This is a genomic window from Proteocatella sp. QWL-06, assembly GCF_058684135.1.
In genome coordinates this window covers 507,051-529,910 of sequence record NZ_CM178755.1, presented here as the reverse complement: position 1 = coordinate 529,910, position 22,860 = coordinate 507,051, and the positions used below count along the sequence as shown (strand labels likewise).

The 22,860-nt window shown below is 42.4% G+C and carries 20 protein-coding genes; 8 read left to right on the top strand and 12 right to left on the bottom strand.

The window, feature by feature from the left end; genetic code table 11:
• Nucleotides 1-138 precede the first annotated feature (138 nt).
• Nucleotides 139-894, top strand: coding sequence for a hypothetical protein (locus AC4PGZ_RS02615; protein WP_492159491.1), 756 nt, complete (start codon nucleotides 139-141; stop codon nucleotides 892-894).
• 1 nt (nucleotide 895) lies between these two features.
• On the opposite strand, the gene AC4PGZ_RS02610 is transcribed toward AC4PGZ_RS02615, so the two are convergent.
• Complete coding sequence (locus tag AC4PGZ_RS02610) at nucleotides 896-1,141, bottom strand: hypothetical protein (protein WP_492159490.1); 246 nt, start codon at nucleotides 1,139-1,141, stop codon at nucleotides 896-898.
• 159 nt (nucleotides 1,142-1,300) lie between these two features.
• Between AC4PGZ_RS02610 and AC4PGZ_RS02605 the strand changes: the two genes are divergently transcribed.
• The 7 genes from AC4PGZ_RS02605 (at nucleotide 1,301) to AC4PGZ_RS02575 (ending at nucleotide 6,339) form a co-directional block, all read left to right on the top strand.
• Nucleotides 1,301-1,468, top strand: coding sequence for a hypothetical protein (locus tag AC4PGZ_RS02605; protein ID WP_492159489.1), 168 nt, complete (start codon nucleotides 1,301-1,303; stop codon nucleotides 1,466-1,468).
• Nucleotides 1,465-1,653, top strand: a complete 189-nt coding sequence (locus tag AC4PGZ_RS02600) for a hypothetical protein (RefSeq protein ID WP_492159488.1) — start codon at nucleotides 1,465-1,467, stop codon at nucleotides 1,651-1,653. Before AC4PGZ_RS02605 ends, AC4PGZ_RS02600 begins: the two co-directional genes overlap by 4 nt.
• Complete coding sequence (gene radC, locus AC4PGZ_RS02595; protein ID WP_492159487.1) at nucleotides 1,637-3,874, top strand: RadC family protein; 2,238 nt, start codon at nucleotides 1,637-1,639, stop codon at nucleotides 3,872-3,874. Before AC4PGZ_RS02600 ends, radC begins: the two co-directional genes overlap by 17 nt.
• A gap of 2 nt (nucleotides 3,875-3,876) precedes the next feature.
• Nucleotides 3,877-4,101, top strand: coding sequence for a transposon-transfer assisting family protein (locus AC4PGZ_RS02590; RefSeq protein WP_492159486.1), 225 nt, complete (start codon nucleotides 3,877-3,879; stop codon nucleotides 4,099-4,101).
• Nucleotides 4,102-4,151: 50 nt separating this feature from the next.
• The gene (locus tag AC4PGZ_RS02585; protein WP_492159485.1) at nucleotides 4,152-4,490 is read left to right on the top strand and encodes a plasmid mobilization protein; all 339 of its coding nucleotides are present in this window, start codon (nucleotides 4,152-4,154) and stop codon (nucleotides 4,488-4,490) included.
• Nucleotides 4,491-4,578: 88 nt separating this feature from the next.
• A complete protein-coding gene (locus AC4PGZ_RS02580; protein ID WP_492159484.1) occupies nucleotides 4,579-4,863 on the top strand; it encodes a CD1845 family protein in 285 nt (94 codons plus the stop codon).
• Nucleotides 4,864-4,941: 78 nt separating this feature from the next.
• Complete coding sequence (locus AC4PGZ_RS02575; protein ID WP_492159483.1) at nucleotides 4,942-6,339, top strand: relaxase/mobilization nuclease domain-containing protein; 1,398 nt, start codon at nucleotides 4,942-4,944, stop codon at nucleotides 6,337-6,339.
• 75 nt (nucleotides 6,340-6,414) lie between these two features.
• Here the strand turns inward: AC4PGZ_RS02575 and AC4PGZ_RS02570 are convergent, their stop codons facing one another.
• The 11 genes from AC4PGZ_RS02570 to pglZ form a co-directional block, all read right to left on the bottom strand.
• The gene (locus AC4PGZ_RS02570) at nucleotides 6,415-6,747 is read right to left on the bottom strand and encodes a hypothetical protein (protein ID WP_492159482.1); all 333 of its coding nucleotides are present in this window, start codon (nucleotides 6,745-6,747) and stop codon (nucleotides 6,415-6,417) included.
• Nucleotides 6,748-6,899: 152 nt separating this feature from the next.
• Nucleotides 6,900-8,417: an AAA domain-containing protein gene (locus AC4PGZ_RS02565; protein WP_492159481.1), complete on the bottom strand. Its 1,518-nt coding sequence runs from the start codon at nucleotides 8,415-8,417 to the stop codon at nucleotides 6,900-6,902.
• A complete protein-coding gene (locus AC4PGZ_RS02560) occupies nucleotides 8,410-8,856 on the bottom strand; it encodes a hypothetical protein (RefSeq protein WP_492159480.1) in 447 nt (148 codons plus the stop codon). The genes AC4PGZ_RS02565 and AC4PGZ_RS02560 overlap by 8 nt, the downstream gene beginning before the upstream one ends.
• Nucleotides 8,840-10,582, bottom strand: a complete 1,743-nt coding sequence (locus AC4PGZ_RS02555; protein WP_492159479.1) for a hypothetical protein — start codon at nucleotides 10,580-10,582, stop codon at nucleotides 8,840-8,842. Before AC4PGZ_RS02555 ends, AC4PGZ_RS02560 begins: the two co-directional genes overlap by 17 nt.
• Nucleotides 10,582-12,525, bottom strand: coding sequence for a hypothetical protein (locus AC4PGZ_RS02550; RefSeq protein ID WP_492159478.1), 1,944 nt, complete (start codon nucleotides 12,523-12,525; stop codon nucleotides 10,582-10,584). Before AC4PGZ_RS02550 ends, AC4PGZ_RS02555 begins: the two co-directional genes overlap by 1 nt.
• Before the next feature lie 203 nt (nucleotides 12,526-12,728).
• A complete protein-coding gene (locus AC4PGZ_RS02545; RefSeq protein WP_492159477.1) occupies nucleotides 12,729-13,979 on the bottom strand; it encodes a hypothetical protein in 1,251 nt (416 codons plus the stop codon).
• A 103-nt stretch (nucleotides 13,980-14,082) separates the two neighbouring features.
• Nucleotides 14,083-15,906 (bottom strand): ATP-binding protein, encoded by a 1,824-nt coding sequence (locus AC4PGZ_RS02540; protein ID WP_492159476.1) that lies wholly within the window; start codon nucleotides 15,904-15,906, stop codon nucleotides 14,083-14,085.
• Complete coding sequence (locus tag AC4PGZ_RS02535) at nucleotides 15,903-17,048, bottom strand: SIR2 family protein (RefSeq protein ID WP_492159475.1); 1,146 nt, start codon at nucleotides 17,046-17,048, stop codon at nucleotides 15,903-15,905. Before AC4PGZ_RS02535 ends, AC4PGZ_RS02540 begins: the two co-directional genes overlap by 4 nt.
• A 124-nt stretch (nucleotides 17,049-17,172) precedes the next feature.
• On the bottom strand, nucleotides 17,173-18,180 hold the full coding sequence (locus AC4PGZ_RS02530; RefSeq protein WP_492159474.1) for a restriction endonuclease: 1,008 nt from the start codon (nucleotides 18,178-18,180) through the stop codon (nucleotides 17,173-17,175).
• A complete protein-coding gene (gene brxL / locus AC4PGZ_RS02525) occupies nucleotides 18,180-20,318 on the bottom strand; it encodes a protease Lon-related BREX system protein BrxL (protein WP_492159473.1) in 2,139 nt (712 codons plus the stop codon). The genes AC4PGZ_RS02530 and brxL overlap by 1 nt, the downstream gene beginning before the upstream one ends.
• 14 nt (nucleotides 20,319-20,332) lie before the next feature.
• Nucleotides 20,333-22,855, bottom strand: a complete 2,523-nt coding sequence (gene pglZ / locus AC4PGZ_RS02520) for a BREX-1 system phosphatase PglZ type A (protein ID WP_492159472.1) — start codon at nucleotides 22,853-22,855, stop codon at nucleotides 20,333-20,335.
• Nucleotides 22,856-22,860: the final 5 nt, after the last annotated feature.

The following is a 22,860-nucleotide window of genomic DNA, read 5'->3' as shown; positions in this document are numbered from 1 at the left end:
ACCTACGCCCGGTCAGTCCCCTGTAAATTCTCTTTCACTTTAACTTGCAATTTGTTATAAAACTGACTTATATTGTATTACATATATGAGAGTAGAAGAATGTAATTCGTACTTTTTGAGACTGTTGTTCTTTTCTCGGTGTTACTGAAACAAGGGCAGCATCTCGCTTTCAAAGCCAGTGGTCAGCAAAAATTCACCAGATTACGATCCCTGGGTGAAGGATATTCTGAAGATGAACTGAGATCAGCAATACTCGGAAAGACCGTCCACACTCCAAAAGTCAAAAGACCTTATCGAAAAAATCCGGACAAGATCCATCTTCTGGTGGATATCCAGGCCAAACTTCAAGCTGGCAAAGGTCCTGGTTATGAGCGCTGGGCGAAGGTGTTCAATCTGAAACAGATGGCTCAGACCATCAATTTTCTGACGGAGAATAACATCACCGACTATGAAACACTTGTTGAAAAAACAAAAGCTGCAACGGATCGTTATCACGAGCTGTCACAGCAGATCAAGGATCTTGAAAAACGAATGGCGGAGATTACTGAGTTGAAGAAGCATATCATCAACTATTCGAAAACCAAGGAAATCTATAGCGCTTATCGCGAATCCGGATATTCGGCCAAATTTAATTCTGATAATTCTCATGACATAATGCTTCATCAACATGCGAAACAAGCATTCAATTTGCTCTCGCACAAGCAAATACCTACTATGAAAAGTCTTCAACTAGAATACCAAGAATGCTTGACCATGAAAAATTTGCTAATGAAAAAATATAAGTCAATTAAGAGCATTATGAATCAATCTGTGGTCATAAAAAACAATGTCGACCTTATCTTGAGAGCCTCAGTAGCAAAAGATGGAAAAACAGAGCGGATCCTGGAAAAGTAGCCTATAACTGAATCCAAGTGATAAATGAATCCATATCTGCAAACAGGCTCGCCAACCTGTCGTGAACTTCCTGCAGATCATTCACATTCATCTCGTGCTCGATTCCATTGCGTAATAGCCTTGCAGATTTCTGTCCGCTGACAGTATAAATTCCACTTCCACTAAACAATCGTTCCATCAAATCTTCATCAAAACTATATCCTGCAATTTTTAGAGCTGCCTTCACCTGTGATAACTGGATTCTCATTTGCCCATCTGAAGTGTATTCTTTTTTTACTTGTAAATACTTTTTCAATACTATTTTATATGCAGTCCGCTGTGGAAGGATAACCGTTTCTTCAAGAACAAGAAAAAATCACTGACTCGCGAGGTAGCTGCTTCTCTGCTTCAGGAAGGCAGCATCCTGATGAAAAACCTTTATTCTCCCAAAACGCATAAGACCTATGATGCCCGGATCGTCATGGAGGATACCGGCGGAAAGTACGTCAATTTCAGGCTGGAATTCACGTCTGGTGAAACCAAGGATAAGGACAAAACGTCAACAAAATCCAAGGAAAGGATGGAAAAATCATGAATGTCAAAGATCGGATCAAGACTCTCCTCGGTATTGAGGTGAGCACGGATAATCTGCTGGAGCTCTGGGAGAATCCGGAAGAATATGTATCAACGCTGGAAGATGCTGACAAACTGAGAGATCTGCTTCTCCTTGTTGAGATGATGGCCGAGCTGGAGGTGGATAGCGATGAACAACACGGATGAACTTCGCTATGTCCAGGCCTTTGCCCGCATCATCGGCGTCAAGGAGGATGACGCGCTGGAATACGCCCAGAGAAAGGGCATCGGTGCTTTGGTGGAGAATGCCACCCAGCTATTGAGCACGCCAGCACAGCGGGAAAAGCATCAGGCCTTTCTGGATCTTTACCGGATGAGCAGCGGTATCAACACGAAAAACCCGGTCATCAATTCACCGGATACGGCAGCGGCCTTCTTTCGTTCGGTGATGGATCAGGTGCATGACAAGGAAGCCTTTGTCGTGGCCTTCCTCAATACCAAGAACCGCGTCATCGATCACGAGGTCGTATCACTGGGGACCATCAACAGCTCCATCGTCCACCCCAGGGAAGTCTTCCGAAATGCCATCGTCAATAAGGCCAATGCGGTGATCCTTTGTCACAATCACCCATCCGGCGATCTGACGCCAAGCTCCGAAGATCTCACCGTGACGAAAAGGCTTAAGGAAACCGGCAATCTTCTGGGCATCCAGGTGCTGGACCATCTGATTATCAATGGGATCAATCAGCAGGATCACTACTCCTTCCAGGCCCACGGCGTACTGGAAGCGCCAGCTGCTTACGGCCAAAAGGAAGCGGTCAAGGAATCCTCAGCTCAGGTGGCACCCGGTAAGAACATCAAGGAAGGCCTCAAGGAAATCACGGATAAGCTGGAGCAAGGCATCCGTGATTTTTTCACTGGTGACAAATACCAGGACTACCTGCGTACCATGTCGAGGTTTCATCATTATTCCCTGAACAATACGATCCTGATTGCCATGCAAAAGCCGGATGCCACACTGGTGGCTGGATACAACCGCTGGCAGGATCAGTTCCAGCGCAATGTCCTGAAAGGTGAAAAAGGCATCCGAATCATTGCCCCGGCCCCTGTTAAAACGAAAAAGGAAGTTAAAAAGCTAGATCCTGTGACGCAGAAACCCCTGCGGGATGTCACTGGCAAGACACTGACGGAGGAAGTGGAGATCAAGATCCCAAGGTTTCAGGTCGTCTCTGTCTTTGATGTCTCCCAGACGGACGGGAAGCCCCTTCCCCAGCTGGCAAGTACCCTGACCGGCGATGTCAAGCAATATGATATTTTCATGGAGGCTCTGAAGCGATCCTCCCCGGTTTCCATCTCTTTTGAAGCCATGCCATCCAGCACCGACGGCTATTTCAGCCAGGGTAGACAAAAGATCGCCATTCGTGATGACATGAGCGAGATTCAGACAGTCTCTGCAGCCATCCATGAGATCGCCCACGCCAAGCTTCATAATCTGCAATCTGACCAGGAAAAGAAACACGGAGAAGATGAGAAAGCACCGGAAAAGCCCAAGGATCGAAGAACCGAAGAAGTGGAGGCAGAAAGTGTCTCCTTTGCAGTATGTGCCTATTATGGCATCGCCACAGACGAGAACAGCTTTGGCTACATCGCTGCCTGGAGCAAGGACAAGGATCTGCCTGAGCTGAAGGCTTCCCTGGAGACCATCAGCAAGACCTCAGCCGAGCTCATTGATGACATCGACCGCCATTTTAAGGAAATCACCCAGGTGCGCGGGATTTCTGCAGCAGACATCGGTCAGCAGGACGTAAAAACGGGGACTGCTGAGAATCCTTCTCAACCCCTGCAAGAGGTGGAATTCCTCACCGGGCCGGATGACACGTATGCTATCTATCAACTGAAAAACGATGAGAATCTGCGAAACCACCAGTTCGAGAGCCTGTATCACCTGCAAAAGCTGGGTCTGACTGTGGACTATAAGAATTATGATTTGACCTACACCGGACATTTTGAGGTAGAAACTGACACCAATGGAACGCTGAACGGCATCTATGAAAAATTCAATGAAGACCGACCCAAGGACTTCACCGGACATAGCCTATCCATGAGTGATGTCATCGTCTTGAAGCAACACGGTGAGCACACGGCCCATTATGTGGATACCATCGGCTTCAAAGAAGTGCCGGAGTTCATCAAGCCCATCAATCCTTTGCGAAGCATCGAGGATACGGTGGAGCAAAATGACAACCAATTTGATGGACTGATCAATAACGTTCCTGTCAAAGACATGGATAAATCCAGAGAGGCTGCCGAAGGTCGTGAAGAGAAAAAACCGCAGAGGGAATCCGTAAAACAGCGGTTGAAAAAGTCTGCTGAGAAACCAGAACCCAGTAAAACGCTGCCTCACAAAACTGCAGAAATGGAGAGATGAAGATGAATAGATTCAGTATTGAAGAGCTTAACCTCATGTGTATTTATGATACCGGCACCAGGTCCGGACTGATCGCAGGACTTGAGAAAATCTCCACAGAGCTTGCTCCTGAAGACGCAGAGCTCTCCCAGCTTATCCAAAGTGCTTTGAGGAAGCTGGCAGCCATGATTGATCAGGAATATGGAGAGTTGATCCTGGTGCCCGATTATAAGGAAGAAGACGATTAAATAGGAGCATCTGAAGCAGAAAGGTGGTGGAAACTTGAGGAGGTGATAATTTGGCAAACAGAAAGCGTCAGATCCCCATTATAATCATGGTCAACGAGCGTGAAAAGGCGCTGATCGAAGAAAAGATGCGCCAGCTGGGGACAAAAAACATGGGAGCATACATCAGAAAAATGGCCATTGACGGCTATGTGGTCCGACTGGACCTCTCTGATATTTCTGATCTGGTATCGCTCCTTCGAAGAAGCAGCAACAACCTGAATCATTACGCCAAGCGGGCGCATGAGACCGGACGCATCTATGAAGCCGATATTGAGGATATCCAGAGCAGCCTAAAGAGTGTATGGGAAAAGGCGGATCAGATCATGACCCGCCTTTCCACCATAGACTAAAATTTTTTATCGACAACATGGACGATATTTGGATTCCTTGCTACGATCAGGGTAGAAGAAAATTATCGGATGAATGGAGGTGTGCAGCATGAGATTTCTCATCAAGCTGTTCTTATTCCCAATAACACTGGCTTTGACGATCCTTGTTGCAGCCTGCCGTTTGTTGTGTAAGCTGTCTACCATGGTGCTGGGGATCGTGGCTTTTGTCTGCTTTGCCATTGCTCTGGGAACCATGGTCCTGCTTCAGGATGTTCCGGAAGGTCTGAGATTGATGGGCCTGGCCTGGTTGATCAGTCCCTTCGGACTGCCGCTGATCGCAGCATTCCTTGTTGAGCTGATTGGTGTATTCAACGATTCTTTGAAAGCGATTTGAGAAAGCGAAATATGATCCTGTGACGGGCGCGGTGGAGCAATCTGCTGCGCCTTTTTCTTTTGGAAGGAGGTGTCCGCTGTGGCAACCACGAGATTAATCCCCATGCACGTCATCAAAGGGCAGACCGTGGCCCACACGGTGCATGAACGCCTTTCCTATGCCGTCAATCCTGATAAAACGAATAGCGGGCAGCTCGTCAAAGCCTATGGCTGCGAACCGGAAACCGCCGCCGGAGAGATGCTGCTTTGCAAGAAAGAATACGAGACCTACATTGGACGCAGTGATGAGAAGAAGAGTGACATCGTGCTCTATCAGATCCGGCAGTCCTTTAAGCCAGGAGAAATCGCGCCCGAGAAGGCTCAGGAGATCGGCTATGAGCTCGCCATGAGTTTAACCAAGGGCAAGTATCAATTCGTTGTCGCCACACATACCGATCATGCCCATATTCATAGCCACATTATTTTCAATTCCACATCCATAGACCATACTCAGAAATTTAGAAATTTCCTTGGCTCCAGTGAAGCGATTCGGAAAATCAGCGACAAACTCTGCCTAGAGAACGGACTCTCGATTATCGAAGCTCCAAAGCAGGGACCGTCTCATTACGGCAAGTGGCTGGGCGACAAAAAACCACTTTCTTGGCAGGAGAGGCTACGACAAACCATCGATGCTGTCATGGCACAAAAGCCAGCAGATTTTGATGCTTTCCTGAAGTTAATGGCGGGGAATGGTTATGAAGTGAAACCGGGGCAGCATCTAGCCTTCAAAGCAAATGGTCAGCAAAAATTTACAAGATTGCGGTCCCTCGGACAAGGATATTCTGAGGAAGAGTTGAGATCCGCGATTCTTGGAAAGACGATCCACACACCTAAAGCCAAAATACCTTATCGAAAAAATCCGGACAAGATCAATCTACTGGTGGATATCCAGGCCAAACTTCAAGCGGGTAAAGGCCCTGGTTACGAGCGCTGGGCGAAGGTTTTCAATCTGAAGCAGATGGCTCAGACCATCAATTTTTTGACGGAGAATAACATCACCGACTATGAAACCCTGGTTGAAAAAACAAAAGCTGCGACGGATCGTTATCACGAGCTGTCACAGCAGATCAAGTATCTTGAAAAACGGATGGCGGAGATTACTGAGTTGAAGAAGCATATCATCAATTATGCGAAAACGAAGGAGATATATACCGCATACCGAGAATCCGGATATTCATCAAAATATTATGAGTCAAACACTGAAAATATTCTGCTTCACCAATCAGCCAAGCAAGGTTTTGACTCGATTTCATCAAAAAAAATACCTTCAATTAGAGACCTTCAACAGGAATTCAACTCATGCCTAGATTCTAAAAAAGTCATTTTAAAGGACTATGTAAAACAAAAATATATTATGAAAGAATCACTGACGGTACAATCAAACGTCGATCATTTGTTTTCTCAAAGGTCAGAAGACAAGTTCATTAAGGGGCGTTAAAAACGTTTGGATGCGGTTAATCTTCGTAGAATATTCATATTGAATTCACTAGGCTTTTACGATTGTGGTTTTGCCTTATATTCCCAAGATTGTAAACATTCCCTCATTACGTAGTGCTTGATTTACCCAAACAGAGATTTCAATGAGGGCATTTTTTGCTTGAGTATTTAACTGAGAGACATAATCAAGTATAGCTTCCCACTGGGATTGATTGACTTGTGTTTCGCCATAGGGATCATAGCCCGGAATCACTGCTGCAAATGCTCTATATATTTCTAATTCGTTAAGAATATCATCGTGCAACAACATTGAATCTGATTTCCAGAAAGTTTTATTATCCCACTTTCCTATGTAGAATTCATGATAACATGATCCTACACGATCACTTACAGTACAAAAATATTTCAAAACCTCACCTCTCGAAAAATCTGTGATACAACTCCCACTAAGATTTATTAGGCAAAAGTTTATCCGAGTGCTATAGTTTGAGGCTATCCGGGCTTATTGGATAATCAAATTCACCGCCCGAAATCAAACTTTCTTGGAACCATCAGGACTAATCATTGACTTCTGTTCAGAAAATCCAAATGAGTATCACTATTTATTTTCACACAATAGTCAGCAATTGTTTTAAGTATATTATGATTAACGGCATAGTTGAGATCTCCTACAATATACAGTTTGTCGCGTGCTCTCGACAAAGCAACATTCAATCGCCTAACATCACCAAGAAATCTGAAAGAGCCAACAGTTCTGGTCAAACTGAATATTACTATGTCGCACTCTTTTCCTTGGAAGCCATCGATGGTGTCTACATTCACATTGAGACATCTAAAAGATTCTTTTTGCACTAATTCCTGCAGTGTAGTTACCTGATGTCTGTAAGGTGCGATTACAGCAACTGATGTTAAAATTTCAGCGTTGTCGTCGAGTTCTTTTAAAATACATGTGATGATCCGGCACTCATCGAGGTTGTAAATTTTCAGCCTTTCAACTCTATTTGCCTCATAGCGAGGCCACAGTTCAGAAGGAGTATAGTCAACCCATATAATGCTGTTGTCGCCTTTGATGTTTCTTCCATTTTTGAGCTCACCATCATAGAATAAGTCTCCAATTAACTTCCCGATTTGATTGGTCATACGATACTGCGTATCTAGTACAGAGACATTTTTAGACTTCAAGAATAGGTCATCAATGTATAAATAATTCTGCAAATTACACTTTTCGATACTTCTAATTACATCTATTTCCTCGGAACAGAAAACGGGTGGTAACTGCTTAGGGTCGCCGACTAATATTGCCTTTTGTGCAATGGTTAGCGGGGCCAAAATTTCTGGTAGCGTTGCTTTGCATACTTCATCTATAATCACGAGATCAAACATCTCCGACGACGATTCGAATTCGTAGGCATTAATTCGATTGCAAGTCATGCCAGCAATATTAGCCGATAAGGAAAGCGCCTTTTCAAGACTCCTATCATCATAGTCCGATAAGGTTTCTGAGATGATATTGATTGCGTCTTGGCTTTTATAATTTGCCTGTAGCCACTCTTTATATGTACTTATTATTGCTTCTGGCGAAAACTCGTCGACCGCGCTATTTTGCTCTTTGTCGCGGATACGAACGATCCTGATTGAATCGTCGTATTCTGAGATTCGCGAAATCAGGTTGTTCACGGCAATATGGGTTTCCGAACAAACCAGTATTCTGACATCTGGATTTTTACGATATAATTGTAAACAAATCTCGGCGATAACCTGCGTCTTGCCGGTTCCCGGCGGTCCCTGTATTAGGGAAAGGGCATTATTCCCCAAGGCAATCTCTACCGCCTTTTTTTGCGAGTCGTTGAGATTAAGGAAATAATCATAATCCTCCGCTTGGGGTAAAGGGACATCCGACGGATTAATAAACTCTATCAGCACTTTTGGATTGATTACCGCAGCGTAACGAACACGTTCTATGGTTTTGAGTTGTCGCTCAACTTTTATCTGTTCTCCGACGTCGTCAAGAGAAGTGAGCCTTTCGGATAAAAACGTCCTCCAGTGAGATAAATGTTCTGTCCAAGTGTTATCAGTCATAACTCTCACCTCCCGCACAAATCCTAAAGTCAAAGCATTTCGCTAAACCGATTAAGAAACTACGTTTGACCTTTGGTAGCAATTCAACCAGTATTGCGGTTTTGGCTTCAATAGCAGTTTTTTCTATACTATAGTCAGCATTGTCGGCAACAAGCAGAATTTCATTGGGTATATCTATTTCAAATGAGCTGTGCGAACAAATTTCAATAAGTGCAACAACGGCATCCGAAAGCGAGAGTTTGCGGGACTCTATATCAACACTAATAATTTGCTGATTGACCAGTTTTCGAAGGGCATTTGCAATCACCACGTCAGAGAAAACCCACAGCAAATTGCTTATTTGCTTGGCATCTGTTAGCCCGTTCAGAACAAGGCGGAAGATAGTCTGTTCAACAACGCCAAAGCGTCGGCCAAGGGAAAAATCAATTTTGACTGTCATAAAGCCCCTCCTTTCGTGTAGCTTTCTTTTGCCTGCGTGTGTCCAACAACTCAGTTCTTCTGCCTTCAAGTTTTTCTCTTTCTTCACTTTCGGCAGATGATGGACGGTAGGGTTTTGGGAGGCAGGCAACTAATTGCCTGTCAAATTCCTCTGCGACTTTGGCGAGTTCTGTTTTTAATGTCGCCAACTCGGTATCGGCTCTTTTCTTTTGAACGGTTGCCAATTGTAAAGCCTGTTTTGCACGACTGACTTCCTCTGTTTCTGAGAACAGCTTTAATAAGAAGAATCTCGCATCTCGGCTTTTGCTGTTCGATAATTGCTTTGACGCTTGGTCAAAGACTACATTTGTTTTAGCTTGTGTGGCTTCGGCGTTTGCTATTTGGGAGGATAGGTCGTCTGTCTTCGATTTTCTTTGCTGTTGTATCTGGGCTGACTCTCGCTTGAACCGCTCCTGCTCTCGCTGATTGGCATCGTTTTCGATCTGATATAGTTCTGTTAGTCTGACATCTATTATTCGGCATTCATCAGACGACTCTGCTTTACCATCAGGAATTAGGTACACATCATTCTTCTTACAAAGCGAATAGAGCATCTGCTGCCGCGCATACCACTGTTGCCGTTCAGATTTTAATGATGTAAGCGTAGATTTATCTTGAATTATTTGTATTTGAAGCATATCAATATATTCCTTTGCCGATGATATGCTGTTTCGGTAGATAGATTTTTCACTCTGGAGGCGTTCCCATTTCCAATTATCATCAGAGTGTGAGTTAATCATTTGCTGTATTTGTTGATTTGTATCTTTCAGCATGACAAAAAGGTTGTCTAGCTCCGCTTGGCGGTCTTTCACATCAGCAAAACGTAATTTCAATTTTCTATCAAAAAAAGATATTTGTACATTTAAGTTGGAAATTGGGACAGCCCAAAACGCCCTAACTGTTCTGGCTTGCTCATCAAGCGAACGGCTAAGGGAGTTTATGCTTCCGCTAATTTCCATCAACTCATCCGTTTTGTATTTGAAATCGTCTTTTGTTTTGTCTCGGTCGCTTTTCAGTTGAGCCGAAAATAGCTTTTTCTGCTGAATCGTCCAAGAAATGTACTGGATGACTGGGAGTAAATCAACTCGTTCTTGCAGGACAGCACGGAGTTTCTGTAAGGCCTGTTTTGTCAGTTTTTCAGATCCCTCACTGACAGCCACCAATTCGGAGACTTTCTCTAAAAGTGAAATGGCATCTTCGTTCTCAGTAACGGTGACTTCACATCCAGTCAACCTGACCAGTTCCTTAATATCTTCGATCTTGGCTTGAGCGACCAGCTTGTCCTTTCGTGCTTCAAGGATATCGATCTCCTCGCCTATCAAACTCATTTGCGCTGTCAGGAAATCTCTATACTCGACAAGCGCTTGCTTTTCAAGTCTTTTGGCTTCCTGCATTTTATATAGGCATTGGCGACGTAGGAATAGGTCTACATATTCCAATAACCCTGCCCGAACCTTTTCGAACAAATCTGCATCCTTTGATAATTCATCTAACAGGGACAACTTTACTTTTTCAAAATCTATATCCTTGTCGGCTCGCGCCTTTTCAATCTCCGCTGAGCAACGCTCAATTGTGAGTTCGTAGTTGGTCTTGTACTCATCAATTCGAGACCGCAAATCCGCCGATGCCTTACGCAATGAACGATTAACAAGCAGACGGTGTGGTAAAACAATATCCGGAGCACTCATCATTGACCTCCATTCACAAGAAATAAAGCCTCATCAAGTGACAGATATTGCCTCCCGACCATCAGTTCATCTTGTTGCATAAACCATTCCAGTTTTTCCACAAACGGCTTAAGTAAATACGCAGATTCTTGGTCATTCATTATGTCTGTAAGTGTTTCATTTAATTGTGCATTAACCATGTTGCGGTTTCGTGCATAGTCAAGAATTGCGTTATGGGTAGATATGTTGTCATCAAGACGAGCCTTAATGGTCTCGATGTCTCCTGACAGAACCTCAAACAAACCAATGTATTGAGAATACGAATTTGCAACATAGGTATTCATTGACTCTTTGAACTCGTCAAACATCGCTTCACGTTGTTCACTAAAGCGAGCCTGCAATTCTCTGAGTCTCTCACTATGTTGTGCTCCTAGCCTCCGCAATGCGTCAACCTTTGCGGTTTCCACGCTGGCTATACTGGCGTCAAGTTGCTCGTAAATGCTCCTAATTGCCTTTTTTCGAATATTGTACTCTTTTAGGTCGGAAATCAGGTTGTAGCAAGGTAGCAAGTCTTTAAACGACAAGCGGAATTCAGAAATGCTCGACATTGAGTCTGCAAAATAGTATAGCTTCTCACAGCCACAGAGTTCAATGTGAGTGTTAATTTCTGTGATGCATTCGTTAAAAGCTTTCTGCGCATCTTTATTTGCCGTTCCAATAATCGCACTTGCACCGTAACCGATAACAATTCCTCCGACCAGAGAACCGACAATTGTACCAACAGGACCCAATGCTGACCCTATAGTAGCTCCGGTAGCAGCTGCTGCCTTAACCGATGCAATACCCGCGATTTGAGCACCCACATATGCTCCTCCAAAACCAGCAAATGACGAGAAAGTATTGTTTACGGTGTTGCACAGTAAATCATCGGCATCTATAACTCCAGTTACGAAGCAACTGTAAAGGTCTTTAGCAAAATCCACAGCTGTATTTGCTGCGGCCATTACTGGAACCGCACCAAATGAGTTTGCCGCAATTTCTTTCCCTACGACCTTACCCAACAGTTGAACAGAACCCATTATCGCCCCGCCGCGGACACCGCCTTCCCCAGTCCCACAGAGAATATGCGTTACACTTAATATGAACTGGTCTTCCGATAAGTCATCTCGGTTTTTTATTACATCAACGATTTCCTTGATTGTTGTCAGGACAAAACCGGTAGCGGCACCAGCGGCAATCGCCCTGCCTAAGTTGATCCTATTAAGTTCGCCGTGTTTTTCTGTGGAATTATGATATTCTGGTGTTTCTTGGGCTTTCATTGAGTCGGCGAGATTTGTCGCTTCTTCTGGGGTGATTGCATCAGATGAAACAGGTTTTCCCCCAATATTAACACTGACCTTATCATTGACTCCTTGCCCTGACCCACCTACAAATTCGACATTTTCATATTGAGCATTAGCTATGTCTTTTGCATAATCCGATGGCTTGTTATGTATTTTGGATTGATAGTCAGCTGTCCGACTTGGTTTGCTCCACGGACGCTTTCGAGTCCAAATGGAAATGTCTGTTTCCATATCGATTCCAGAAAGATTTGAACCATCGGGAAGAGTTCCTTTAGTGACTACATCAAGTTTATAGTCTGGTATCCCTTTTGCGAGAGAATTAATTTTAAGAGTATGTTTGAAATACTCCTCGGCAGCGAATCCCTTATATTGAGCGGAAGAAGTTTTTACCGGCAAGCCAGTGGATTTAGCTATTGCTGCCTGGTTCATAGCTTGAGCGTAGCTGTCAATGGCGGATTGCAGACTGGCTGTTTGCAAACCAGCCTGGGTCGCATTCCCGACTGATGAGGCATTGCGAAGCGTATCTTCGATAGCATCAAAAGCACTATCGTCAATAGTGCTGAGTTCATCGAAATCGAAGTCGATGCTTGGATATTTGCTTTTCTTTAAGCTCTCGTCCATCAGAATGCTCCTAATCATTTCGTCTTGAATTATTTTGTCTCAGGTTTTCACATAGATGCGTCAATATTATTTCAAATAAATTGGCGGTATCGCATTCCTTACAAACCGGTACAGTGAATCATTTGTTCCATAAAATTCAAAGCTGTCAGCATTAGTTTATAATCCCACACATAAGCATGCCGGAAGAAAAATCTATGAGTGTTTTATTTGGTGCACAAATCATACAAGGCAACTGCCAATTGTACATCAACATTTTCTTCAACTCTATGAATTGTACATAAAAACACATTGCTATTTACTGCTTCAAATTTCTTAGCATTTTTTCTGATCCACATAGAAATACTGTCCCGAATTGAAGAGAAATCTTTGTTTTCCTTGTTAAAAATTATCAGCGAGGTCTTGATATCTTTCCAAGTTGAATATCCGAATAACTGCTCTATGGCTTCTTCAAACTTTTTAATGCCATGCCAAATTTTACATTCTCCAATAAATGCAGCCTTATTTTCAAATACAATATGAATATCTGTTTTCCCAATTTTTCTAAATGTCTCTCCTGTGACCATGTCAATATAATGAGTTCCTAATGTAGCAATAATGAAATCTCGCAATTCCTCTTCATTACTTTTTGAAAAAGTTCTTGTGGTAGCCTCCATTGAAGAGCAAGTGTTATGAATTATATGAATGATGTTCATGTAGTCTTGATCTGAAATGCTATATTCTTTGTCCAAAGCCCTTGATAGCGGCTTTGACACAGGCTTTCTTGTGATTCGCTTTAGAGGTATTGGAGCGATGTTTGGTGCACTGGCGCTTAAGTGTAAAGGTATTTCTAATGAACTGCGCACAATAGCAAAGTCGGAAGCCTTTTTCTTTCTTTCATCAAGAAACTTTAGAGCATAACTTTTTATATTGCTATTATAGATTGCGATTTCTTGGTTAACGTAACCAATCATTTTTCTGTATGATTCAAATTTCCCATCAAACTCTTTTTCAATATATTTTTTTAGATCTTCTTTATCTTTTAATTCCTGAGCAGTATATGAAAACCTTAATGACAAGCTGCCGCATGAATCACCATTTGGTGGATTCAATAATTCTATTTCAAATCGTGTCATGATGTATGTTGATGGACGCAATTTTAGTAATTCTGAATAACCATCAAATGGTATTTTATATATTATGCTATAACCAGGAATTTCATAATATTCATTCTCAGACGAGTGTCTTGATGCCCAGGGATTTCTCGTTTTTACATGAGTCTCGTCAATTGATTGTTCAATATTATTCTCGAACAGAACAATAGGATCAAATATATATTTTGATTCGAAATATTCTATCCATGAGTCAAATTCGCACGTCAAAATCTCATTATCCCTAAAACCGAATATTTCCTGCTTCAATTTGTCGATAGCTTCACCAACAAATATTCGCACTTCTTTACCAGTAAATAATTCCAAGTATCGTCACCTACCGTTACAATTTATTTATCTATGGATGGATTTGCCGATTGCAAATCTACGCAAGTGTATAAACACTTGCATTGCTTGCCAAATGTACATGTTAATCAGTAATCTCGTTTCCTGTCCAACGACTTGCTATTGTTGAAATCTGTTCTCTGCTCAGTAAATCATTCGACCAACCTTTAACAAAAGAGATGTCTGCAGAGTCAGGTAGCATATCCTTTTCAAGTTCTCTAATTTTTATTCTAGCGGGTAGAGCCGCAGCTTCACCAACAAAAACAGCCTCCCTTCTAGTCAGCGAAGATAAAATGCGTGTCAAACCTGCTAAGGTGTCAGGAAGAAAACGAGCTACATGCTCTTGATCGCTTGAATTGGTCAATCGTAATACAATCCAGGTGTTGCATTGGGACAAAACTGTACTTTCGACATCGGACGGTCTTTGAGAAACCAACATCAGCCCCAATCCGTACTTTCTTCCTTCTTTAGCTATCCTTCGAATAGATTCTTGAGCATCCTTGTATTGAGCCTCGCCATGATTTGGGACGTATCTATGCGCTTCTTCACATACCAGAAGAATCGGGTCGTTTTGTCGCTCTTCTGGTATTTGCCATACTTTGTATTGAAATAGGAGTCTTGATATTAATGCTGTGAGTGGTCCTGAAACCTCGTTTGGCAATCCGGAAATGTCAATGATTCTTAAATTTTTACCTGCGTGATTTTCGACAGCTCCAACAAATTGGGTTAATACATCTGTGAGGTCAGGCGAGTCATCATTGTATTCATCCATTAGAAATTTAAGCTGAGGATTAGCTCTTAGGACACGTATTTTTTTTAATATGGCTTCAATTTTCTGTCTGTCAGAATCTGATGGTGTTCTTGGATCTTTGGAACCCACTTTTCTCCCTTGAATTTCGTTAATGTGCTTTATAAACTCGTCCAATTTAAAAGGAGTAGGCTTATCACGATCAAACGAATTCCTGTCTTCTTCAGTTTTTCCGGCACAAAGTTCTGGAACCTGATTACCAGTTGGATTTTCGACCGATTCAATAATCTCAGCTTTTACCATTCGCGCATACGAAAGCGCTTCATATACAATATTGTTTTGAGATGTGGCCTCGAATTCAGTTTTCCCAATAATCAAAGAACGAAATTCATCACCAGACATTAACCAATATGGAAGTTTTAGCACCTCAGAATTTTCTCCACCGGTGGAAGCTTCTGAGTAAGCTCTATAGACAACAGCCTTATTTGTAAACGCCTTGGCGTATTCGCCATGGGGATCTATTAGAATTATTCGCGGAGACAAGTTCTTATCTCCTTCGCATTTATACTCAAGTATTGAATGAAGTAATGCTGCTACCGTTGCTGATTTTCCTGATCCAGTAGAACCCAATATTGCGGAATGGTTCCCAAATAATTTATCCATATTTGCGCGGCAAATTGCCGAACTGGCTCCGACATATGAACCAATATCAAGCATTGGTTGATTCCCCACCGAATTGGATTCTGCGCCCAAATAAATTGCTTCAAGTTCATCCTTTGTCGTCAAGTAGACATTTTGCAAGGGTAGAGGATATGTTTCTACTCCTCGGTTGAATTGAAGAGTCCCTTTAGATTCAATCCAATATCCTTCGCCAAACAAATCAGCTTCAAGAATTCTTGAATCGTCTGAAGGTGCAATTTTTTGTTCATTCAAAATTTCGACTTCTGAATTCATTCGCAACATTTTTACAAAAGCGAAGATCACCTTGCGTCCAAAGTGAATTTTAATAATGCTTGCCATTTGGCCAATTGAGTATACTCTACCATCTATAGTTCTGCTTAAATTTCCAAGAGAATCATCAAGCTTGACCTTGATATTTGTTCCATTAACTTCAATGATAGAGCCGATTTTTAAGTCATTACTCTCTTTAAATAATTTCATCGTACGTCTCCATCCTTTATAAAAGCTGTCATATCGTCAAATTTCCACCATGAAAGTTCAGACGCATGCAATGGCGGAACTAATGTATCATTACCGTGATAGACACCTCCTTTTGATGCAACGTAAACCTTGTTGCCTATTAACTCAGAGCTTAATAAACCCGACAGAAATTCATTGATATTTTCTACGAAAGCAATCAATGTTAATTTATTTCCTTTTTGATTAAGTGCCTGGAGAATTTCAGAATTGATATGGGCATCTCCGAAACTATATCCACACACAATTAATACGTTATCTTTATGATGACTGATTTTGCTTCTGAACTCACTGAATAAAGCCGCAAACGGATCTTTTTGGGTTTCAACGTATTTTGTGGCTTGAGGGTATATCAGGACCTCAGAACTGCTTAAATTGTAGTTAACACCATACCTGGTCCTAAGGAGCCCGTTCTGCTTATCGGATATCCAATCAACAGATCCATGTAGTTTAACTACGTTTACGCCTGTTGGCTTTTTATATGATATATCCGGCCGCCAAGATCCAATTGCAGCACCGATAAATCCATCATTTACCTCAACATTAATCAATGAAAATGCATCTTCAATTAATGTGTCATAGTTTGTTGTAAAAATAGATATTGCAGATCTTGAAAGTAAATTTGCATGTGTTTCTAGAAGCGTCTCAGCGAATTTCAGGTGGCTATCAATTTTAATTATTGGGGCATCTATTTTGCCTATTTGCTCTGGTTTCCCACATGCCACATTTGATTTGCAATAGCCATACCTTACAGTTTCACTAATGGCTCCAATAATTGCAGAATGTAATTCTCGTAACTTTGAAGCCTCATAATCCTTGCTATTGATTCCAGCCATGCCACGCTTTGATCGCTCAGCAATCGCTATATAATCACCTAATTGGCTCAACACATGTTCAATATGATAGTCCTTGGGTAAATCTTCTGTTATTCCTTCATATATTAATTTTGTTTCGCCACCTGGTAACATTGTTGCTACTCGTTCTGTCAAAGACATCATCAATGGGATATTCGCTCCACAACTTATCCCGGCACCCAATAGCCAGTTTTGATTAGCACATTCAAAATTTTTATTTATTTCTTCAACAATTTCTGTGAACTTATCCATTTATAACACCTACTTTCCAATTCGTTAGCCGCACTAGAAATATCAAATAAATATGCTCATCAGTCCAATTGTGTTAATTAGACCCTTATTTACAATTCTGCAGCTTATTATTTGCTGTTCATGCTTAATCCCTTGCCACTGGGATATAAACCATTTTCAGTGGAATCAACTTTTTATATTTCTCACTTAATTGATCATAGTATTTCAAAATCAAATCTACTAAATCGGGTCCGTTTATACCGCGGATTATTGGTGTGCTATCCAGGTATTTCTGGGCATTCTTTGTATAATTTGAAAGCGTGACAAACAAACCGTAATCGCCTTCACGCATTGCTCCTTTTAAGGATTGGATGGTGGCTTCTTTTATATCACCGTCAGCACTTTTTACTTGGACTAATATTCTTGGCGGCAACTCATCTTTATAGGCAGTAATATCTATGCCGCTATCACCGCCATGAGCCGAGACAGATGTTCTGTATCCCATAGCATTAAGGAGATCTGCGACAAACAATTCAAAGTCATAACCTTTTAAATGTTTACTAAGTTCTTTCAATATGAAATCTTTTGTTGTTTCTATGATGTCTTCAGCAGTTGCTGCGACGCTTTCATCTTCTTCATCAGATGAAACTGGCGTTTTTTTAAATCCTTTATCCAGTGCCGACAAGTATTCGTGAGCGAAGTTTTTTACTGAGAAGAATGACATTGCAGTTCCTATCTCATACAGGGCACCTTGCGAGAAGGAAGTCCTTGGGAGATGTTTCAACCATTTGACTTTTCGTTGCTGTACATACTCTGTTGCATCTGGATTAAATATATAGTCACTATCAATGATTCCAATATTAATTTGGCGATCAATCTTTGAAGGGAATACAACGTAATCTCCGATTTGAACTTCGTTTGCAAAGCGGTAAAGCATTCCTGCACCATTTGCAATAGAGCCTTTTTTGGCATCAGAATAAATCGTACTGTACTTTTCCTTAAATGCCTCTCTTGTGCTATCAATTTTGCTCAAATCGCCCATATCTTTCCATCCAATGGCGATAATTTGATCTTGAAGGAACAATTTATCATCCATTGTATGTATTCCCCAAACGCGTATATCTTCAGTGCTTTTTAAAATTATCGTCTCCATTATTCCACCCCCAAAGCTTTAAATACAGCATCCTCAGGAGACTGGTAAAATATCAAATTGAACTTGCCCATCAGTTCCGGGGGTACGGTAGCCATGTCAGCCGCCGAAGTAATCGGCAACAAGACCTTCTTGGCTCCGCTGTCGAGGCAGACTTGAAGAACATTAGCTAGTTCCTCAACCTTAATAATTGTTCCGCTGATGCTCAGGTTCCCAAGGACTGCTAGACTGCTAATCACTGGCTTGTGTAGCGCAGCTGAACACAATGCAATAAAGGCAGTCAAGGACAACTGATTTGTGATGCCGATACCATTTAAGTCCTGAAGGTGCATCAGGTAGTCTTTAGTGGAAGTGCTGATGGTACCACTTACATTCTTACTGTTGGCTTTCAAATACCGATATGCAGTGTCAATAGATTCTTTGGCTTCGCGGTCAGATCCAATACCAGTTCTTTCAAACTTACCGGAACCGGTAACCATTTCCGTTTCAAGCTTAAAGACACCCAGCATCCCAGATTTGCCGCGGGCGACCGTATATACCTGACCCGGTTTATGGAGACCCTCAGGAATGAGCTTACCGCCACCTTGCTCTGGTACCGGAACGAACTCCTCAGTAAAGTCTTCATTGTCAATGTAGGAGAAGTTCACATCATAAAATTCCATACCACCGATCTTCTTTAGCTGTTCTTTCACGCGGCGACGGCTTTCCAAAGCAAACCGAAGAATCTCTTCGACGTCTTTTTTCTCGAATTTACCATTGGGATAGATCAACTTTATCAAGCCTGATACCATTTTGCGAACGGCAATCACATCACGCTGATTCAAGTTATTACCCAGTTTATAGAACTGGTCCAGCGCATCAGCATAGGATGTCTTTCTAAGCTCTCTTAAAAACTCAGAGAGATAGTCGGTGATGAAGCCATATTCATTGGTGAAGAAGTCAGGTCTATATTTCGGGATCTCCCAGCCTGGCAGATAGCAGTGCATACGGTCAAAGAATGCACTGTCATAAGCCATGGCTTCCGGGAAAGGATCAAACAAATGCGATGTCTTTAGCAACACGTCAACACTTTGATTGATGTTGCCGACAAATACCATGGAAGCAGAAGCGTTCTTTTCTTCTTTTCCTCTGGAGAAGGAGCCCGATGCCATATAGTCTTTCATGATCTGGATACCGTCTTTATCCTTGAAGGTGATCCCAGCCACTTCATCGAAGGCGACGCAGTCCCACATTCCGACAAGACCGACTGTCTTATTGGACATGTTGTAGAAAAGATTTGCTACTGTGGTTTGTCCGCCGGAAACCAGAATACTGTTCGGTGAGATCTCTTTGTAGACATGAGATTTACCGGTGCCCCGGGGACCCAATTCGCAGAAGTTGAAGTTATTTTCCACAAGGGGAATCATTCTGGCGAGTAACAGCATCTTTACTCTTGGGGTAAATCTTGACGGTTCCATACCGATGGATCTTAGGATGACATCGATCCACTCATCCTTGGTGAACTGAGCTCTGCCACCTAACACTTCACTCATGTCCAGGTTCGGCATCTGAATCGGTGTCAGCTTGGAGATAATGAACGGGATTCTGCTCTTATCTGCTTCATCGTAAAAATACTCCAACTGCACTATGCACCAAATACCACCGCTGAGTAACCGTTCGAAGTCAGAAGGATATCTCTCTGAGATCGGCACATTCTTGATTCCCAGATTGGAAAACTCCGCTTCATAGATATCCTGGCGATAGTTGAGTTTGACTGCCACTTTATCGATGACAGTGTAACTGCCGCGTTCCCTTAACTTTGAGATGATTTTTTGAGCTTCATCTGGCCGGACAAAGTTCTCAGCCAGGATGCTTTTTACATTACGGACACCATCTGCTATGGCATCCTCTTCAGTCGTGGCGCAGTACATGCCAAGAAGATACTCTAGGACATAGACAGGAACATTGGCCCCTTCCTTGATTTTCTTGGTCAAATCTTTGCGGACAATCTTGCCTGCAAAGACTTCGTTAAGCTTATCGTTGAGATGGTTGTTGGAACTGACCACAGTCTCAACAACTGGCTCAATATCTTCCTGGATATCAAAATCATCCTCAAACTGTTCTATTTCAATTGCATCATGGTCTCTTTCAAGTTCGCTCACTGGTTCACACCCCCTTATAAACTGAAGCCAAAGTCATCCGCGAAGGCAATGTCCATTACGACGCCATGACGCAAGACTTCTATATCGTTTTTCTCATCATAGGCTACCAAATAGTACTGTTTTGATTTGTCATACTGTTTGTTTTTGAAGTTGAACTTCAGTCTAAAAATCCGCTTACTTGGATCATTATCCTTTTTGTCTGCAATATATATGCACTCATTGGAGATTTTTTCATTATCTTCGGAAATGAAGAACACTTTATAGCTGGTCTCTTTGATCACATCACTGACTGGCTCAGACTGGATGAAGTCCAGAGAAGAAATCAGGTTCGTGATCTTTTGGACCATACTGACCAAGACGATCTGTGCGGGTCTTGTATCGGCGTGGCCTTTTTCGACTTTGACATCAATGACCGGAACAAGCATCTCCTGAAGAGAAGAACCGCCATGAACAAAGTTCTGGCCACCACCTGTGACTTTGAATACATTAGAGCTCACAGGCACAGAAACCCACTTTGAGTCCTTGTTCCCAAGGATCTTGCCCATGGAGTAAGATGTGATCCCGTCATCTTCCAGCGCATCCTCAGCAACGATAAAGCGACGATTAATAAAGGCGTCTTTGTCCGCCATATGGATAATCTTGTCGGTTTCCTGAAGCTTGTCTCGCTTATAGATAAATCCATGATCTGAAGTAACGATAAAGTGCAGGGTATTGGCATTGGTTGAGATGCGCTTGATCATCGTAAAGACTTCATCAACGGCTTCGTAGCAGGCAGTGAACACCTCATTTTCTGTGCTCAGTTTATCCCCACGGGCATCAATCTGGTTGTGATAGACATAGACCACATCCATTCCTGTAAAGACTTCTCGCAGTTCCATCTTCTTCATCAGTTTCAGATCATCAAATTGGATGCACTTGCTGTTAGGGGTATAGGTAGTGAGTATTGATTCCCTCTGCTTGAGGGAATCACATGGCATTCCATCCACCAAGACCTTATTATCTTGCGTCAGTTCCAGGCTTCTGTGTGGCAGCAGAGCACCCATGCCAAGTCTTGTATAGGAAGGGAGAACGCTCATCATTGCTTCAAGCTTTGGTGTGCATTTCTCGTCATCTTCTAACTTGGCAAATAATGACTGGCCTACTTCATAGCGCATGGCATCAGAAATGATCACCACCACGCGATCCTTGCTGGATAGAATGTATTTGCTGTAAAAATTCCGCTGAAGAGACATGGAAGAGGAAATATCTGCTTTCTTGAGACCCATATTCCAGTTATATACACTTTTAGCCAGGAACTCATTGGTGTAGATATTCTCCACCAGATCCCGTATTTTTTCAAAATGGCTGTTCTCGTTCAGCTGATCGTAGTTATAGTAAAACTTCCGATACTGCTGATCGATTTGATAGTCATTAGTAGTGTATTGCTTGACGATGTCCTTTAGGTCATCTCGGCTTTGATAACTTGCTGCCGCTATGACATTAGAAGCGCTTTCAAGCATGTGGTATTCGGACCGATACCGATCTCCAAAATGTCTCTTGCGGCGCTCCTTGCATATCTCAGAGATGGATTTTCCTGAAAGCCTAGCTCCAAGATCTTCATTCAGAAGCCGCTCGGTGATCCATTTAATGAACACATGATCAATGACCTCAAAGGTATCGCATTGAATCAATGATTCTGGGTTGTAGGTCTCCAGCGTGGTCTTCACCTGAAGATTTCTGGCCACATAATCAGACAATTCATCATATCGTTCTCGGTATAAGACGTTGTTCATCAGGTTATCAAGAAATGCGATAATGTTGCCGGACTTGTAGGAAATAAAGCTTTTCCATGCAGGTGGAAGTTCGCCCTGAAGATATCTTTGTGTATAGGTTACAAACATGGTCAGCATAAGCTTTGCCAACGTTGGCTTTACATCTGTATAGCCAAACTGCTCTTCACAAAGGCGCCAGAAAGCATCCAGGAGGCCATACTTTTCAAATTCCTCCAGAAATTTATTCTCTTCAAGGTCTCCATCGGTCAGAACTACCCGGACAACCTCATCAAAGAATGCAATTCTCGTCTTGCAAAGAACGCTCATGAGAGCCACTTCGATGCTTTCCTTGGTAAAGTTCTCAAGTTCGAGATCATAGAACTTTTGAGTCCGATCCTTCGCACCGAAGAACTTGATATATTTCTGAATGACCGGCTTATATTTCTGGTCAATCCCAAGATCCACAGTCAGAAGTGACGCTCTATCGGCAAAAAATTGTCTAGAATAGAGGAGGATGTCTTCTAAATGGTTGTCCCTTACCTGAGGACGCGGAAAGGGTGCATAGATCAGGTAATTGTTTGTTCTATCAACGCGTTCCAAAAAGTGTTTGGTATAAAACTGATTGTCTTTTTCGAGATGATAAATCTTGGCGTTCGATAACTCCAATGAATCCACATCTTCTAAAAATTCAGCCTTGTCATCGTACCAGAAGACAAGCTTTCGAGTATTCCCAGCAAACTCATGATTGAGCTTATCTGTTATTTGTTTTAAATTCAGTTCCGCCATCCCAG